The following is a 16,628-nucleotide window of genomic DNA, read 5'->3' on the forward strand; positions in this document are numbered from 1 at the left end:
GACACGAAGGAAAAATCGTCCTCGTGGTACTGCACGCAGTAGGTCCAGGCGCGGTAGCTGCGGTGGAGCTTCTGCTCGAGCGGGTGGCCGTAGCGTCCGAGCACGGCCGCAACGATCTCGGGCACGGTCTGGTCCTGGAAGATGCGGAAGTCGCTGCGGCGCGTGGCGAGCCACAGCCACGGGCGCAGGCGCATGCCGTAGAAGGCCTGGCGGTCGTCCTGCCGCGCAAGGCCAAAGCGGGTGACGAGGCCGCCCAGGTGGCGCACGCTGCCGCTCTCGGTTTGCATGGCGACGGTGGCGGGCTGGCCCAGCAGGGCGTTCGCGTCGATGGCGTTGTGGCGCCCGAGCAGTTCGAGGTCGAAGGCGTACAGCTGGCTGAGCGCCTCGCGCCCCGCCAGGCGATGGAATTGCAGGGCTTCGCCCAGCGGCGTCTGGAGGGTGACGCGGCGCTTCATCGCTGAATCGCCGCAGATTGGTAAGCCAAATTGGCCAAAACCAATTTAAAAATAAGATTATTGTTTTCAAATTGAGCTTCATGCCCACCTCCCTTGCTCTCTTATGCACTTATTTTAAGTGTTGATTTATCGTAAGAGGCAATACCGGGTTGTGGAGTCAATTGCTCAAGGCAAGGCTTGTTTTTCTTTGCCACCAGTGAAAAAGGGCACACGAATGAGCCTCACGGCCCTCCAGGAAGAAGGAGCCTTGATCGACATCGAGGAATGGAAAAAGCGCCAGCCGAATAGCGCTGCTGCACATCGCGCGCAGGGAGCCGGGAAGGCAGGCGGGAAGCAGCAGCCCCCGCCTTTACCTTTATCTACTCCTGCTCAACCCGCGCGCGCCGTCAGCCACTGCGCCGGCGCCAGCGCAGCGCCCACAACGCGCACTTCCCCGATGTTGCCGAAGAAGCCGTCGGCCCGGGCGCCGTCCCACGAGCCGCCGCCCACCACCCAGGGCGAACTGGCCGAGAGCGTGGCCAGTCCGGGTGCGTTGCCGATGTTGCGCAGCACCGGCGCACCTTCGACATACATCGTGGTGTCGTGCGACACCGGGTCGTTGACGATTGCGATATGCACCCAGCGGTCGGCAATCACCTCGCCGGACCAGTTGGTCTTGGGAGAGCGCGCGCCGGCCGCGCTTGGCACCACTTCCCACTGCACTTCGCGCAGGCTCGAGATCGCGAACAGCATCGGCGGCGCTTCCGGGTCTCCGCCCTGGTAGCCGGCAAGGTCGCCGCGCCGGCCGTCGCGCGTCATGATGTTCATCCACGCCTGCTTGCTGCTGGTCCAGCTCTTGTCGATCTTCACGAAGGCCTCGACGGTGTAGCCCTTGTCCAGCGTCTGGCCATTGATCGGTGCCGCTGCCTCGGTCAGGAAGTAGCTCAGGCGCGGCACGTTCTTGTCGGTGTTCAGGAAGCGCACCGAGCCCGGCGCCGCCGAGAGATGGTGGCGGTCGTCGGTCCAGACGATGTCGCCGTCCGCCGCGCCCTGGATACCGCCCTGGTTCAGCGCGTCGCGGTGCAGCGGATTGGCGCCGGCCACGTCTGCAATGACGGTCCCAGGCAGCACCGGCTGGTTGGCGGTGCCGCCGAAGAAGCGCCAGTGCGCGAGCGTGTTCGCAACCTTGGGATAGTCGTCCGGATTCGAGGCCGGCCGCTGTGCGAGCACCTCGGGCTCGGTGTAGTTTGCGAGGATCATGGCCCTGGCCCGGTCGACCAGCGAACCGTCGATGGTGGCGCTGCCCGTGCCGAAGCTCTTGTTGAAGCCTGCGAAACGCTGCGCAAAGTCCATCTCGATGGTGAAGGCCTCGTTGGGCGTGGCGAGCACGGCCTGGTCGAAGGACGTCAGCGTGGCGGCCGGCTTCTGCGGCACCCAGGGCGAAAACGACAGCACCTTGATCTGCTTGTGGGTCAGGTCGAATTCGTAGAGCCGCATCAGGCCGTTGCCGCCCTGGTAGGCCATCTGGTAGTCGACCACCATCTCCTCGACCTGATGGCCGAAGTCGTTGGTCTTCGTGAGGTGCGCGGCGCCATGATGGTGGCCGTTGAGCGTCATGAAGATCTGGTCGTTGTCGCGGATCAGCTTCTCCCAGAGCATCTTGCCGTAGTCGGTTTCGAGCGGGCTGGTGCCGTCGGCAGCAATGTTGAGCAGCTGGTGGTTGACCAGGATCACCGGCAGCGTGGGGTTCTTCGCGATCACCTGGCGCGCCCAGGCGATGCCGGCATCCGAGATGCGCCACGACAGCGACAGCACCATGAACTTCTGGCCCTGCGCCTCGAACACGTGGTATTCGTGGAAGCCGCTGGCGTCGCGCGCGCCGAAGGTGGACTGGCGCCTGGCGCGCTCGGTGCCGAACCATTGCAGGTAGGGCTCGTTGGCAAGGGTGCGGGTCGCGTCGGTGCCGCTGTTCGGGTCGACGCTGTAGTCCACGTCGTTCAGCACGTCGTGGTTGCCGGCGAGCACGCTGTAGGGCAGCCTGGCGTCTTCGAGCACCTTCATGGCGGCATCGGCCACCTTCCACTGGTCGGGCTTGCCGACCTGGTCGACCACGTCGCCGAGGTGGATGGTGAAGGGGATGTTCAGCGCCTTGGCATTGGCTGCGATCCATTTCGTCTGGGCGGCGAAGGGTGCGCTGCCGAAGCGCTTGTCGTATTGGTCGTTCTCGGCGGCCGTGGCATAGCGCGCATAGAACTGGGTGTCGGGCATCACGGCGAGCGCGAAGCTGGAGACCCTGGTGTCGGCCGGCGCCGCGGGTGGTGGCGGTGCGGGCGCCGGAGCGGGTGCCGGGGCCGGCAACGGTCCGAAGCCTGGCGCAACGCCGCCTCCTCCGCCACCGCAGGCGGCCAGCATGGCACTGCTGCCGCCGACGGCCAGCAGGGACGCGCCGAGCTTGAGGACCTGGCGGCGCGGCGGGGTCGCCGGTTCGCCATGGGATTCGGGCAGGGAAGGATGGCTCGGAGTGCGCGCGCCGCGAGGATCGTCGGAAACAGACATGGGGATGGCAAAGCGTTGGAAAACGCGCAGCGTAGGCAAGCCCGATGACGTGGGCATTGAGGGCCCGTGACACTTTGTTTGCCGTGCGATTTCCGCGCGCACGCCGCAAGAAGCTCAGGCCTTGCCCACCCGCTCCAGTCTCACCACCCGCCACGCGCACAGGCTCCCCACCGCCGCCAGCACGGCCGCCAGCGCAAACATGGTGCGGTAGCCCAGTTCCTGCGCCACCGCACCGCCCAGCAGCACGCCCAGCACGCCGCCGAAGCCATAGCCGATCACCGTGAAGAGCGCCTGTCCCCTTCCGCGCAGCCGGCCCGGAAAGCGCCGCGACACCACGGCGATGCAGGTCGTGTGGTGCGCCGCGAAGCTCAGCGCATGCAGCCATTGCGCGACGACGAGCGCCGCGATCGAGCCGCCCAGCCCGGCAGTGAGGCCCAGCCGCGCCACGGCGGCAATGCCGCACACCAGCATCCAGCGCGGCATCGGCAAGAGGCCGATGAGCCGCCCCTGCAGGAAGAACCAGACGATCTCGGCCACCACCGACAACGCCCACAGCAGGCCGATGACGCTCTTGCCGTAGCCGAGCGAATCGAGGTACAGCGAGAAAAAAGCGTAGACGGAGAAGTGCGACATCACCTGGAAGAACAGCGACGCGAAGAACCACCGCACCGCCGGGATGCGCAGCACCGGCCCGATCGGCTCCTTGACCGCGTCGTGCGCCGCCACCGGCTCGCGGATGTCGGGCAGCTTCATCGTCGCGATCAGCACGATGGCCAGCGTGCCCGCGGCCCAGGCCGGAAAGTGCTTCATGCCGAAGTGCTCGAACCACTCGCCCGCAAAGAACACGGTCACCAGGAAGCCGGCCGAGCCGCAAAGGCGAATGCGTCCGTAGCGCCCCCAGTCGCCCGCCACCAGCTGCGCCATGGCGGCCTCGGTGAGCGACATCATCGAACTGGTGTGGGTGAACATCACCAGCAGCACCAGCGCCAGCCACCAGGCGCCGCCGTGCCACCAGAGCCCGAACGAACTGGCGAGCGCCACGGCGGCGCTGAAGCGCAGCAGCTTCACGCGCTGCCCGGTGTGGTCGCTGAGCGCACCCCAGGCATAGGGCGCGAACACGCGCGTGATCGACTGCACCGAGGCCAGCAGGCTGATCGTGAAGATCGGCAGCCCCAGGTCCTGGAGCCACAGCGGCAGGTAGGGGTTGAAGAAACCGATGTGCGCGAAATAGCTGGCCGACAGACCAGCGAACGCCAGCAGGTGGCCGCGCCCGGCGGCCACGGGTGGCGCAGTAGACACTAGAGGAAGGACGCCTGCGGCGAGGCGGATTCCGGCTTCTCGGCTTGCGTTTGCACATCGCCGCACTGCGCGCGGTTGCGCAGCGCGTGCTCCATGACCACCAGCGCGAGCATGGCCTCGGCGATGGGCGTCGCGCGGATGCCGACGCACGGATCGTGGCGGCCCTTCGTGACCACCTCGACCGGGTTGTTGTGGATGTCGATGGACTGGCGCGGGCTGATGATCGAGCTGGTGGGCTTGATCGCGATGCTCACCTCGAGGTCCTGGCCCGAGCTGATGCCGCCCAGGATGCCGCCTGCGTTGTTGGTGACGAAGCCGGTGGGCGTGATCGAGTCGCCGTGCGTGGTGCCGCGCTGCGTGATGCTGTCGAAGCCGGCGCCGATCTCCACCGCCTTCACGGCGTTGATGCCCATCATCGCGTAGGCGATTTCGGCGTCGAGCTTGTCGAACAGGGGTTCGCCCAGGCCGATGGGCACGTTGGTGGCCGTCACGCGGATGCGCGCGCCGCAGGAATCGCCGGCCTTGCGCAGGCGGTCCATGTAGGCCTCGAGTTCGCTCACGTCGGCGACGGGTGCGAAGAAGGGATTGTTGGGCACGTGGTCCCAGCTCTCGAACGGAATGGCGATCTCGCCGATCTGCGTCATGCAGCCGCGGAACACCATGCCGTATTTCTCGGCCAGCCACTTCTTGGCGACCGCGCCCGCCGCCACCATGGGCGCCGTGAGCCGCGCCGAAGAGCGCCCGCCCCCGCGTGGATCGCGGATGCCGTATTTCTTCCAGTAGGTGAAGTCGGCGTGGCCGGGGCGGAACTGCTGGGCGATCTGGCCGTAGTCCTTGCTGCGCTGGTCGGTGTTCTGGATCAGCAGCGCAATCGGGGTGCCGGTGGTCTTGCCTTCGTAGATGCCCGAAAGAATCTGCACCGCGTCGGGTTCGTTGCGCTGGGTGACGTGGCGGCTGGTGCCGGGACGGCGGCGGTCGAGATCGCCCTGGATGTCGGCCTCGCTCAATGCCATGCCCGGGGGGCAGCCGTCGATGACGCAGCCGATGGCCGGGCCGTGCGACTCGCCGAAATTGGTGACCGCGAAGAGAGTTCCGAAGGTGTTGCCGCTCATGGTGGGGATTATCCCTACAAAGCGGCGGCCACTCAGTCCGTCGTGTTTTCCATGCGCCTGGTGAGCGTGCCCAGCTGCAGTTCGATGGCGAAGAGCCGTTCGTTCAGCACGGCCGTCTGAAGCCGTATGGCCTCGACGATGGCCCTGGTCTGCGGGTCCGAGGTGTTGTCGGCCAGTTCCGCCAGGTCGTGCAGCTTCTTGCGAAGTTCGTTGCTCATGGGAGGCTCCGTTCGTCGTCTCGTGGAGGCCCCAGTATGGGTCTTCGCCAGCGCCCAGGCAATGCGTGGAAGCCGGTCATGCGTCCTGCTGCTGCGCCAGCCACCGCTCGAGCTTGCCCATCGCGCCGGTCCAGCCATGGTTGTGCCCTTCGCGCGCGGCCTCGTCGAAGAACTGCTCGTGCAGCAGGACCAGTTCGCAGCCGTTGCCGTCAGGCTCGATCCGCACCGTGACGCGGGACTCGCGCTCCGGCGTGCTGCGCCAGGCCCAGCTGAAGACCAGCTTGCGGTTGGGCACGAGCTCCAGGTAGGTGCCGCTCACGTCGTGCGTTTCTCCATCGGCCGCGCGCATGGCGACGCGAAAGCGGCCCCCCACGCGCAGGTCGACCTCGGCCACCGGCACGGAAACGATTTCTTCAGGGCCGAACCAGGCCTTCAGCGCTTGCGGGTCGGTCCACGCGCGCCAGACTTTTTCGGGGGCGACGGGGTAGTGCCTGCGGAGGGTGAGCGAGGGTCGCTCTTTGGCGGGGGCGGCAGGTTTTGCCATTCGGTCTCCTCTTGGTGGTAGAGAAAGCGCGCCAACGCGTCGAGGCGCCCGGTCCAGAATTTCTCATAGCGCGACAGCCACACGGCAGCCTCCTGCATGGGGCGCGGCGAGAGTTCGCAGCGCACGATGCGGCCCTCTTTCGTGCGCGAGATGAGCCCGGCGTCCTCCAGCACCCGCAGGTGCTTCATGAAGCCGGTCAGCGACATGCCATGCGGTTCGGCCAGCTCGGTCACGCTGAGGCTGCGCTCGCCCAGCGTCTCCAGCACGGTGCGCCTCGTGGGGTCGGAGAGCGCGGCGAAGACGGCGTCGAGGGTGGCATTGTCTGAGTGAACCATATGGTTGAGTATATGGTGTTTTTCTTGAGAGGCGTTGCGGGCGCCAGTCTCGGGAACGCTTTATGCGTGCCGCACCACGGCACACACCACCCGCGAAGGAGCGCCCCATGCCGGACCGAACCGCCACCCAGTTCTCCCACGTCAAACCCGGCGACACCGCGTATGTCTCGGGCGGCCTGCGCGATTTCTTTCTCTACCGCGACCTCGGCATTGCCGAGGCCACCCACGGCAAGGTCATCGCGCACCTCGTCAAGGCCAACATGGCACCGGAAACGGGCACCGGCTGGCACCGCCACGAGGCCGACTTCCAGATCGTGATCATGCTCAAGGGCTGGGCGCGCTTCATGTACGAGGACAAGGAAACGCTGGTCGAAGCCGGCGACGTGGTGCACCAGCGGCCCGGCATCCGCCATTTCCTTTTCGATTACTCGCCCGACATGGAATACCTGGAGATCGTCTCGCCGGCCGACTTCAAGAGCATCGACGTCGAGCCGGTGTGCGAGATTCCGCCGCCCACGCCGTGGGCCTAGGCACGCCTAGCTCGGGAAGGGGCGATGCGGCCCGGCAACTGACGGAGGAGGAATTCACTTCGGTGGGACGAAGCACGCCCTCGCATCCCGGAAAGCTTCAGTCTTTCTTGAAGCTACAGCAATTCGCAACGAAAATCTGCCGATGCCCACCGCCACCCTTCCCCCGCTCAGCCGCCAGTTCGTCGCCCACTTCGGCGAGATGGGCAGCAAGTGGGGCATCAACCGCACGGTCGGCCAGATCTACGCGCTGATCTTCATTTCCGAGCATGCGCTCAACGCCGACGAGATTGCCGAGCTGCTCGAGTTCTCGCGCTCCAACGTGAGCATGGGCCTGAAGGAACTGCAGGCCTGGCGGCTGGTGCACCTGCGCCACCACCCCGGCGACCGGCGCGAGTATTTCGAGGCGCCCGCGGACGTGTGGGAGATCTTTCGCGTGCTGGCCGAGGAGCGCCGCCGCCGCGAGATCGAGCCCACGCTCTCGATGCTGCGCAACGCGCTGCTCGAATCGCCCGCGAGCGATGCCGAGCGGCATGCGCAGGAGCGCATGCGCGAGATGCACGACCTGATCGACCGGCTCATGAAGTGGTTCGACGACGTGCAGCGGCTCGCACCGGAGACCGCCTTGCAGCTGATGGGCATGGGCGCCACCGTGACCAAGGTGCTGGGCCTCAAGGACCGCATCACCGGCAGCACCCCCAAGAAGAACAAGCCGGCTGCCAGTTGAGAGGTTTCAGAGCCGCTCCTGCCCCTGCGGCGCTTCGGGCACCGCGAGCTTTTCCTTGCGGATGGCGTCGTCGTCCATGAGTTCGTACCACATGGCGTTGAGCACGGCGAAGGCAGCCGCCAGCGGCAGGCCGAGAATCCAGGCGAAGTACCACATCTCTTTTCGTCCTTTCAGTAGGCGTGTCCGCTCTCGTCGCGGATGGCCTGTTCGTCGACCTTGCCCCACAGCACGTGGTAGACCCAGGTGGTGTAGGCCACGACGATGGGAATGAAGATGGCCGTGACCACCAGCATGATGAACAGCGTGAGATGGCTCGACGACGAGTCCCACACCGTGAGGCTGGCGCGCGGGTCGATCGACGACGGCAGGATGAACGGGAACATCGATGCGCCCACGCTCAGGATGATGCCGGCGATGCCGAGTGCGGCCGCCAGCAGCGCAAGCACCGGCCGCCGCAACACCAGCCCGAGCAGCGCACCCAGCGCACCGACGAAGCCGAGCACCGGTGCAGCCAGCGTCCACGGGTGCGCCGCGTAGTTGGCGGTCCATGCGCCGGCATGCAGCTCGACGGTCTTGAGCATCGGGTTCGACGGCCCGACGGCGTCCACCACGCTGCTGATCCGGTAGCCGCCGATGCTCGTCGCGAGCAGAACGCCGGCCAGCGCATACAGCGCGACGGTGAGCACGGAGGCAACGATGCCGTAGGTGCGCGCACGTTCCGCCACTGCGCCCGCCGTCTTGAGCAGCAGCCACGCAGCGCCGTGCATCACGAGCATCGCCACCGACACCAGGCCGCACAGGATCGCGAACGGATTCAGCAAGCCGAAGAAGCCGCCGTCGTAGAAGATGTGCATGTCCGCGCCGAAGCGGAACGGCACGCCCTGCAGCACGTTGCCCACGGCCACGCCGCAGATCAGCGCGGGCACGAAGCCGCTGAAGAACAGCACCCAGTCCCAGCGCGCGCGCCATTGCGGCGACTCGCGCTTGCTGCGGAACTTGAAGGCCACGGGCCGCAGGATGAGCGCCGTGAGAATCACGAACATCGCCAGGTAGAAGCCCGAGAACGACACGGCGTACAGCTGCGGCCACGCCGCGAAGATCGCGCCGCCGCCAAGGATCAGCCACACCTGGTTGCCCTCCCACACCGGGCCCACGCTGTTGATGACGACGCGGCGCTCGATGTCGTTGCGTGCCGCGAAAGGCAGCAGCATGCCGCTGCCCAGGTCGAAGCCGTCGGTCACGGCGAAACCCACCAGCAGCACGCCGATCAACAGCCACCAGATGATGCGCAGGGTGTCGTAGTCTAGAAGTGTGTGGAGGATCATGCGGCGCTCCCGGTGGAAGGAATGACGGCGGCACCTGCGTGTGCCGGCGGAATGTGCGAGAGCGTGTCGCCCTCGTCGGGTGCATGCTCCGCCTCCGGTCCCTTGCGGATGGCCTTGAGCATCAGCTTCATCTCGATGATCAGCAGCGTGGTGTAGATCGCGACGAAGCCGGCGAGCGTGAGCAGCAGCGTCTTCACGCCCAGGTTCGAGACGGCGACCGCGGTCGGCAACACGCCTTCGATCACCCACGGCTGGCGGCCGAACTCCGCCACCAGCCAGCCGGACTCGATGGCGATCCACGGCAGCGGTATGGCAAGCACTGCGATCCTCAGCAGCCAGCGGTGGCTGTCGAGCCGGCGCCGCGTCGAAAGCACGAAGAAGGTGGCCGTCAGCACGATCAGCAGCACGCCGATGCCCACCATGATCCGGAACAGCCAGAAGAGCGGCGCCACCTGCGGCACGGTGTCCCATGCGGCCTTGGAAATCTGCTCGGGCGTGGCGTTGCGCGGATCGTCGACGTAGCGCTTGAGCAGCAGCGCATAGCCCATGTCGGTGCCGCCGTTCTCGAAGGCGTCGCGCACGCCCTGCGGCACGGCCTGCGTGCTGCCGGCGGCCCGGATCTGCTGCAGCGCGTCGTAGGCCTTGATGCCTTCGCGGATGCGCACCTCGGCGCGCTTCACGAGCTCGTCGATGCCGGGGATCACGGTGTTGAGCGAGCGCGTGCCGATCAGCCCCATCACCGCCGGAATATGGATCGCGTAGTGCGTCTCGCGCGCCTCCTGGTCGGGGAAGCCGAAGGCGGTGAAGGCCGCCGGCGCGGGATGCGTCTCCCACATGGCCTCGATGGCGGCCAGCTTCATCTTCTGGTGTTCGGTCGACAGGTAGCCGCTCTCGTCGCCCAGCACCACCACCGACAGCGACGCCGCCAGGCCGAACGAGGCCGCCACCGTCATCGAGCGCTTGGCCAATTCCAGGTGGCGGCCCTTGAGCACGTACCAGGCCGACACGCCCAGCACGAACACCGCCGCGCACACATAGCCCGCCGACACGGTATGCACGAACTTGGCCTGCGCCACCGGGTTGGTCAGCACCGCAAAAAAGTCGGTCACCTCCATGCGCATGGTCTGCGGATTGAAGGCTGCGCCCACGGGGTTCTGCATCCAGCCGTTGGCAATGAGGATCCACAGCGCCGAGAAGTTGGAGCCGATGGCCACGGCCCAGGTGGCGATCAGGTGGCCCACCTTGGAGAGCTTGTCCCAGCCGAAGAAGAACAGGCCCACGAAGGTGGCTTCCATGAAGAAGGCCATCAGCCCCTCGATGGCCAGCGGCGCGCCGAAGATGTCGCCGACGTAGTGGCTGTAGTAGCTCCAGTTCATGCCGAACTGGAACTCCATCACCACGCCGGTGGCCACGCCCATCGCAAAGTTGATGCCGAACAGCACGCCCCAGAACTTGGTCATGTCGCGCCAGATCACGCGGCCCGTCATCACGTAGACGGTTTCCATGACCGCGAGGATGATCGACAGCCCGAGCGTCAACGGCACGAACAGGAAGTGGTAGAGCGCCGTGGCGGCGAACTGCAGGCGCGATAGCGCGACGATGTCGAGGTCCATGGGGTGGCTTCCTTTGTGTTCCCTGTGTCGGTCTTTGGCTTCGGTCGGTTCAGTCGGGCCGCAGCGCGTGAAGCGCGGCGTCGAAGGCGGGGCTGCCGCGCCGCAGTTCGGCAACGATGCGGCCCTGCCGCATGCACACCAGGCGGTCGGCCAGCGCGGCCTCGCGCCGCAGGTGCGTGGCGATCAGCAGCGTGCGCGGGCCGGCCTCCCTGGACAGGCGCTGCAGCACGTCGTGCGCGATGGCGGCGTCCAGCGCCTCGGTGGGCTCGTCGAGCAGCCAGAGCGGCACCGGACGCAGCAGCAGCCGCGCGAGCGCGAGCCGGCGCGACTGCCCACCCGAAAGGCCCAGGCCCCCTTCGCCCAGCAGGGTGTCGAGTCCGGCGGGGAAGGAACGCACGTCGCTCGCAAGGCCGGCCGATTGCAGCGCGCTCCAGAGGTGGGTGTCGTCTGCGGCGGGATCGGCGAGCCGCAGGTTGTCGCGCAGGCTGTCCTGGAAGAGCTCGGTGCGCTGGGTCAGGAGGCAGGCCGGCTGGGCGTTGACGCTGCCGGCCAATGGTGCGATTTCTCCGGCGATCACCCCGAGCAGCGTCGACTTGCCCGCGCCGCTCGCGCCGATCAGCGCCACCCGTTCGCCCGGGGCAACGGCCAGCGAGACATCGCTCAGCGCAGGAATGCTGCTGCCGGCATGCGCCGCGCCCAAGTGGGAAAGGCTCACTGCGCAAGCCGCGCCGGGTTCGACAGCGGCGACGCCTGGCCGCGCCTCTCCAGGCGCCATGCGCGGCGCGAGGCGCCGGACCGCGAGCCAGGTGCGGCCGGCATCGAGCGCACCGCGCCTGAGGGCCGCGAAAGGCTCCGTGGCCGTCAGCGCCACCAGCAGCCCGAGCGCAGCGGCAGGTGCGCCGATGGCGCCCTCGCCCACGAGCGCGCCCACCGCCAGCAGCACGCCCGCCAGCGTCAGCGTGCCGGCCACGCCGTAGGCCGCGCCGGCCGAAGTCTCGAGCCTGTTCAGCGCAAGGTCGGCCCTGGCCAGGTGCGCGTCGGCGTTCATCAGTGCGTCGCGCTGCGCATCGGCGCGCCCCGCCATCACCAGGTCGGTCTGGCCCGCGACGAGGTCGACGGTGCGCGCCCGCAGCGCCTCGATGCCATGTGCGCGGCGCACCGCCGGGCGCCGGGCGCGCCGCGCGATGAACAGTGCCAGGCCCCAGCCGGCGGCCACCAGCCACAGCAGCAGCGCGAGCCCCACGCCGACGTGCATGAATCCGAGCACCACGCCTGCGAACAGCGCCGCGCCCAGCGCCGCGGCAGCGGGCACGAGCAGCCGCAGGTAGAGCGACTCCAGCGCATCGATGTCGGAGGTCAGCCGGAACAGCAGCCGCGACGGCCGCATCGCCAGTTCGAGCGCCGCGCCGGGGCGTGCCCAGCCGCGGAACAGGCGCACGCGCAATGCCGCGAGCACGCCGAAGGTTGCATCGTGCGTGACCAGGCGCTCGCCGTAGCGCGATGCGGTGCGTCCCAGCGCCAGCAGCCGGATGCCGGCCGAGGGCATGAACACGTCGAAGGTGAAGGCCGTGGCCGCGTGCAGGCCGGCCAGCGCCGTCGCGGTGATGAACCAGCCCGACAGGCCGAGCAAGGCCATGCCCGCCAGCACGGTGGCCGCCGCCAGCAGGCCGCCCCACAGCAGCGCGCGAGGCTGCGTTGCCAGGAAGGGCCGCAGCACCAGCCGGAGATCGCGCCAGCCGCCCTGAGATCTGCTCATGCGGCGCGCTCCAAGGCCGCATCGGCCGGCTCGGCATCGAGGCGGATCGAGCGGTGCATGCGCGCCGCCAGCACCGGGTCGTGCGTGGCGACGACCAGGGTCTTTCCGCGCGCAAGGGCGAGCAGCGCGTCGGCCACCTGGGTGGCGGTTTCGCTGTCGAGGTGGGCGGTGGGCTCGTCCACCAGCAGCAGGTCGGCACACGGATGGACCGCGATGCGCGCCAGCGCGAGGCGCACCGCCTCGCCGCCCGACAGGCCGATGCCACCCTCGCCCAGCGCCACGCCCGGATGCGCCTGCGCCACCGTCTCGAGCGAGGCGAAGCGCATCGCCGCCGCAACCTGCGAGGCGCCCACGCCCGCGCGCCCGAGCGCGGCGTTGGATTCGACCGAGCCCGCGAACACATGCGGCTTCTGTCCCATCCACGCGATGCGCTGGCGCAGCGCACCCACCGTGCGATCGGACAGCGGCACGCCGCCGATGGAGATTTCGCCGCGCGCGGCCGGCAGCAGCCCCGCCATCAGCGACAGCAGCGCCGTCTTGCCCGTGCCGCTCGCGCCCGTGAGCGCCACGTGCTCGCCGGCCGCAATGCGCAGATCGAAGCCTTCGAAGACCTGGCGCTCGTCGCCCGGCCATGCGAAATGCAGGTCGCGGATCACGACGGCGGGCGCGGAGCCTGCGCGGGCCGCGCCTGTCGCGGCACGTGCGATCGGGGAGTCCGCGCCAGGCAGGGGCAATGCGCGCCTTTGCAGCGCATCGAGCGCCTGCAGTGCCGCCTCGCCGGCCGTGCGGTCGTGCCAGACCGCCGAGAGTTCGCGCAGCGGTTCGAAGAACGCCGGCGCGAGCAGCAGGATGAACAGCCCTTCCCCCAGGCTCAGCTGGCCTCCCCAGGCACCAAAGCCCAAGGGGCCCAGCAGATGGAAGCCGACGTACGCCGCCACCATGGCCACGCCCAGCGCCGAGAAAAGCTCCAGCACCGCCGACGAGAGGAAGGCGATGCGCAGCACCGCCATGGTCCGTTCCCGCAGCGACTGCGCCGCCTGCGCGAGCCGCTCGGCGGCCGCTTCCACCGCATCGAGCGCGCGCAGCGTGGCCAGCCCGCGCAGCCGGTCGAGCAGGAAGGCGTTCATGCCGCCCATCTCGACCATCTGCGCCTCGCTCGCCGCCTTGGCGCGCCAGCCGACGATGGCCATGAAAAGCGGGATGAGCGGAGCGGCAGCCAGCAGCACGAGTGCCGCCACCCACGAAAGGCTGGCCACTGCCGCCAGGATGACGGCCGGAACCACCATCGCGCGCCAGCGTGCCGGCCGGTAACGCACCAGATACGGCACCAGCGCTTCCGCCTGCTCGGCCAGAACGCTGGCCGCGCGCCCGGACGCGGCACGCTCGCGGTCCAGCGGCGAACCGGCCGCCAGCGCGAAGGCAGTCTGGGCGCGCAGCGCCGAGAGCTGCGCCCTTGCATGTCCGAAGATGCGCCTTGCGCCCCATGCCTCGCACACAGCCCGCAGCACGCCGAGCAGCAGGATGCCGCCGGCCGGCCACTGCACCGCCGAAATCCCCTGCCCCGAGGCCAGCCCCTGCACAGCCATGGCCAGCAGCGCCGCCTGCGGAATCCACGTGAGCGCCGCGGCGCCCTGCACGAGGCTTGCGGCATCCGGCCGTGCAGAAAACTGCAGCGGCGGCCGTGGCGGAGGATGCTTGATCATTCCTTGATATTTTGTATTTTCAGTATTTACTGAATATTCGCAATCTTATCAAAGGCGGAAAAACCCTGAAGCAGCCGGGAGCGTGACCGCTCCGGCGCCCTCTTGCAACCATTTCAGTGAAAACCGCCCGCGCCCTGCGCTGCCAGCGCGGGCGGCTCAGGTCAGAGCGAGACGAGCATCCCGCTGACCAGCAGGGCTGCGAACAGCGCCGCGACCACGCGCCACGACGCGGGCCGCAGCTCGACCCTGCGGTGCAGCAACTGCGCAGCGGCCACCGAAAGCCCGAAGGTGGCGGCCAGGCCCAGCGCATCGATCCAGGCGGGATGCGGCCCCAGCTGCGCCGCCGCCGCATTGGTGGCCAGCAGCACCGGGAAATGGATCAGGAACAGCGAATACGACATGCGGCCCAGCCGCTGCAAGGGCATGGCCGCATCCGGCCAGCGCCCGAGCGAGAGCCAGCCCCGCCGCTGCGCAACGGCAATCAGCAGCGCGCTCACCAGGGCGGTGGCGATGCGGCTGCGCCAGTCGACCGCGAGCGCGCCCGCGCCGGTCAGCGCGAGCAGCACGATGGCACTGCGCCAGGTGCTCGCGCGCGTCGCGCGTCCGATCCAGAAGGCCAGCATGCCGAGCCCGTAGGCGCCGAAGAAATAGAACCCCGTACCGTCGAGATCGGCGTTGCGGTTGAAGAGCAGCAGCGAAGCGGTGGCCAGGCACAACACCAGCGCCACCGGAATCCAGCGCTCGTACGAAGCCGCAGCCGGTGCCGGTGCGCGCCGCAGCATCGCGGGAAGCCCCATGAGCGCCAGCGCCAGCACGAACAGCTGGAAGTCGATGGCCACGTACCAGACGCCCGTGGACAGCGCCTCGTAGCCCAGCAGGTCCTGTATCAGCAAGCCGTGCGCAAGCAACTGGCCGATGCTCGGCGCGGCCGGCACGTCGTCGCCCGCCATCCAGGGGCGCACCAGGGCGGCCACCAGCACCGACACCGTGAGCGCCGCCAGGTAGGGCATGACCAGGCGGCCGTAGCGCTGCAGGATGCGCGCCATCGGCCGCTCCACGCGCAGCAAGCCGTCGGGTGCCAGGCTGGAAGCCGCAAGAAAGCCGGCAATCACCAGGAAGACCTGCACCGCGAGCCGGCCGTCATCGGCCAGCCAGCCCAGCAGGCCCGGTGCCAGCAGGAAGGCGCCCACCGGCATCGTGCCGTAGCGCGACAGGTGGTGCCCGACGATCACCGCGCAAGCGACGCCCTTGGCGATGTCGAGCAGCGGCATCCGCCCGCGCTGCGCGGGCTCCGCGGCAGGCGCCGGGTTGCGCGCGCCGTTCAAAGTGCGAGCCGCTGCCTTGCTTCCTGGTATTCGCGCTTGAGCTTTTCGATGAACGCGGCCGCGCTGGCCACTTCGGTCACGGCGCCGATGCCCTGGCCCGAGCCCCAGATGTCCTTCCAGGCCTTGGCCTTGCTGCCCTCGCCGCCGCCGAAGTTCATGGTCTTGACGTCGCCTTCGGGCAGGTTGGCCGGGTCCATGCCGGCCTTGACGATGCTGGGCGCCAGGTAGTTGCCGTGCACGCCCGTGAAGAGGCTGGAATAGACGATGTCGTCCGAGGTGCCATCCACGATGGCCTGCTTGTACTCGTCGCTCGCACGCGCTTCCTCGGTCGCGATGAAGGCGGTGCCGATGTAGGCGAAGTCCGCACCCATGGCCTGCGCCGCGAGCACCGCGCCGCCGGTGGCGATGGAGCCCGACAGCGCAATGGGGCCGTCGAACCACTGGCGGATTTCCTGCACCAGCGCGAACGGGCTCTTCACGCCCGCATGGCCGCCGGCGCCGGCCGCCACGGCAATGATGCCGTCGGCGCCTTTCTCGATCGCCTTCTGCGCGAACTTGTTGTTGATGATGTCGTGCAGCGTGACGCCGCCGTAGCTGTGCACCGCATCGTTCACGTCGGTGCGCGCGCCCAGCGAGGTGATGACGATCGGCACCTTGTACTTCACGACCATCTCCATGTCGTGCTCGAGCCGGTCGTTGCTCTTGTGCACGATCTGGTTGATGGCGAACGGTGCGGCGGGCTTGTCCGGGTTGGCCTTGTTGTAGGCCGCGAGCTCCTCGGTGATCTCGGCCAGCCAGTCTTCGAGCTGGGCCGCGGGGCGGGCGTTGAGCGCCGGCATCGAGCCGACCACGCCGGCCTTGCATTGCGCGATCACGAGCTTGGGGTTGCTGATGATGAACAGCGGCGAGCCGATGATGGGCAGCGGCAGGTTGGCGAGCACGGGGGGCAGCTTCGACATGTCGTCTCCGGGAATGGGGTTCGGTTTTATATAAGAGGAAGGCCTGCATCGCCCGTCAGGTGGGCGACACGGGGCCGTGGGTCATCAGAAGGCGTCGAGCGCCAGCGCCGTCACGCTTTCCGCGCCATCGACGATGCTGTCGCGCAGCCCGGGCGCCTTGGCGAGGATGTGCTCGGCATAGAAGCGGGCGGTCGC

Annotated in this window: 17 protein-coding genes; 2 read left to right on the forward strand and 15 right to left on the reverse strand. The window is 68.3% G+C overall.

The window, feature by feature from the left end:
• The 7 genes from FB547_RS32945 to FB547_RS32975 form a co-directional block, all read right to left on the reverse strand.
• On the reverse strand, window positions 1-455 hold a 455-nt coding region (locus tag FB547_RS32945), incomplete at its 3' end, for a contractile injection system protein, VgrG/Pvc8 family (RefSeq protein ID WP_261380483.1).
• A 369-nt stretch (window positions 456-824) separates the two neighbouring features.
• Window positions 825-2,990, reverse strand: coding sequence for a LamG-like jellyroll fold domain-containing protein (locus tag FB547_RS32950; RefSeq protein ID WP_145747789.1), 2,166 nt, complete (start codon window positions 2,988-2,990; stop codon window positions 825-827).
• 114 nt (window positions 2,991-3,104) lie between these two features.
• Window positions 3,105-4,289: an MFS transporter gene (locus FB547_RS32955; RefSeq protein WP_145747790.1), complete on the reverse strand. Its 1,185-nt coding sequence runs from the start codon at window positions 4,287-4,289 to the stop codon at window positions 3,105-3,107.
• Window positions 4,289-5,401: a chorismate synthase gene (gene aroC, locus FB547_RS32960; protein WP_145747791.1), complete on the reverse strand. Its 1,113-nt coding sequence runs from the start codon at window positions 5,399-5,401 to the stop codon at window positions 4,289-4,291. The genes FB547_RS32955 and aroC overlap by 1 nt, the downstream gene beginning before the upstream one ends.
• Before the next feature lie 32 nt (window positions 5,402-5,433).
• On the reverse strand, window positions 5,434-5,619 hold the full coding sequence (locus FB547_RS32965; RefSeq protein ID WP_021008003.1) for a hypothetical protein: 186 nt from the start codon (window positions 5,617-5,619) through the stop codon (window positions 5,434-5,436).
• Window positions 5,620-5,695: 76 nt separating this feature from the next.
• Window positions 5,696-6,163: an SRPBCC domain-containing protein gene (locus FB547_RS32970; RefSeq protein ID WP_145747792.1), complete on the reverse strand. Its 468-nt coding sequence runs from the start codon at window positions 6,161-6,163 to the stop codon at window positions 5,696-5,698.
• Entirely contained in the window at window positions 6,052-6,498 is a 447-nt protein-coding gene (locus FB547_RS32975; RefSeq protein ID WP_145747793.1) for an ArsR/SmtB family transcription factor, read from the reverse strand. The genes FB547_RS32970 and FB547_RS32975 overlap by 112 nt, the downstream gene beginning before the upstream one ends.
• A gap of 107 nt (window positions 6,499-6,605) precedes the next feature.
• Between FB547_RS32975 and FB547_RS32980 the strand changes: the two genes are divergently transcribed.
• Window positions 6,606-7,028: a cupin domain-containing protein gene (locus tag FB547_RS32980; protein WP_145747794.1), complete on the forward strand. Its 423-nt coding sequence runs from the start codon at window positions 6,606-6,608 to the stop codon at window positions 7,026-7,028.
• A 142-nt stretch (window positions 7,029-7,170) separates the two neighbouring features.
• Complete coding sequence (locus FB547_RS32985; protein ID WP_145747795.1) at window positions 7,171-7,752, forward strand: GbsR/MarR family transcriptional regulator; 582 nt, start codon at window positions 7,171-7,173, stop codon at window positions 7,750-7,752.
• Window positions 7,753-7,758: 6 nt separating this feature from the next.
• On the opposite strand, the gene cydX is transcribed toward FB547_RS32985, so the two are convergent.
• From cydX to FB547_RS33775, 8 genes are all read right to left on the reverse strand, one after another.
• Complete coding sequence (gene cydX / locus FB547_RS32990; protein WP_145747796.1) at window positions 7,759-7,908, reverse strand: cytochrome bd-I oxidase subunit CydX; 150 nt, start codon at window positions 7,906-7,908, stop codon at window positions 7,759-7,761.
• Window positions 7,909-7,922: 14 nt separating this feature from the next.
• Window positions 7,923-9,077: a cytochrome d ubiquinol oxidase subunit II gene (cydB, locus tag FB547_RS32995; protein WP_145747797.1), complete on the reverse strand. Its 1,155-nt coding sequence runs from the start codon at window positions 9,075-9,077 to the stop codon at window positions 7,923-7,925.
• Window positions 9,074-10,690: a cytochrome ubiquinol oxidase subunit I gene (locus tag FB547_RS33000; RefSeq protein ID WP_145747798.1), complete on the reverse strand. Its 1,617-nt coding sequence runs from the start codon at window positions 10,688-10,690 to the stop codon at window positions 9,074-9,076. Before FB547_RS33000 ends, cydB begins: the two co-directional genes overlap by 4 nt.
• Window positions 10,691-10,739: 49 nt before the next feature.
• Entirely contained in the window at window positions 10,740-12,446 is a 1,707-nt protein-coding gene (locus FB547_RS33005) for an amino acid ABC transporter ATP-binding/permease protein (RefSeq protein WP_145747799.1), read from the reverse strand.
• On the reverse strand, window positions 12,443-14,149 hold the full coding sequence (cydD, locus tag FB547_RS33010; RefSeq protein WP_145747800.1) for a thiol reductant ABC exporter subunit CydD: 1,707 nt from the start codon (window positions 14,147-14,149) through the stop codon (window positions 12,443-12,445). Before cydD ends, FB547_RS33005 begins: the two co-directional genes overlap by 4 nt.
• Window positions 14,150-14,310: 161 nt before the next feature.
• A complete protein-coding gene (locus FB547_RS33015) occupies window positions 14,311-15,420 on the reverse strand; it encodes an acyltransferase family protein (RefSeq protein ID WP_145747802.1) in 1,110 nt (369 codons plus the stop codon).
• 50 nt (window positions 15,421-15,470) lie between these two features.
• Window positions 15,471-16,433 carry an NAD(P)H-dependent flavin oxidoreductase gene (locus FB547_RS33020; protein ID WP_145747801.1) on the reverse strand — a complete coding sequence of 321 codons (963 nt, stop codon included), beginning with the start codon at window positions 16,431-16,433 and terminating at the stop codon, window positions 15,471-15,473.
• 84 nt (window positions 16,434-16,517) lie between these two features.
• A partial coding sequence (locus FB547_RS33775) for an acyl-CoA dehydrogenase C-terminal domain-containing protein (protein ID WP_261380484.1) occupies window positions 16,518-16,628 on the reverse strand: 111 nt, incomplete at its 5' end.

This window comes from Variovorax beijingensis (assembly GCF_007828835.1).
GTDB lineage: Bacteria > Pseudomonadota > Gammaproteobacteria > Burkholderiales > Burkholderiaceae_C > Variovorax > Variovorax beijingensis_A.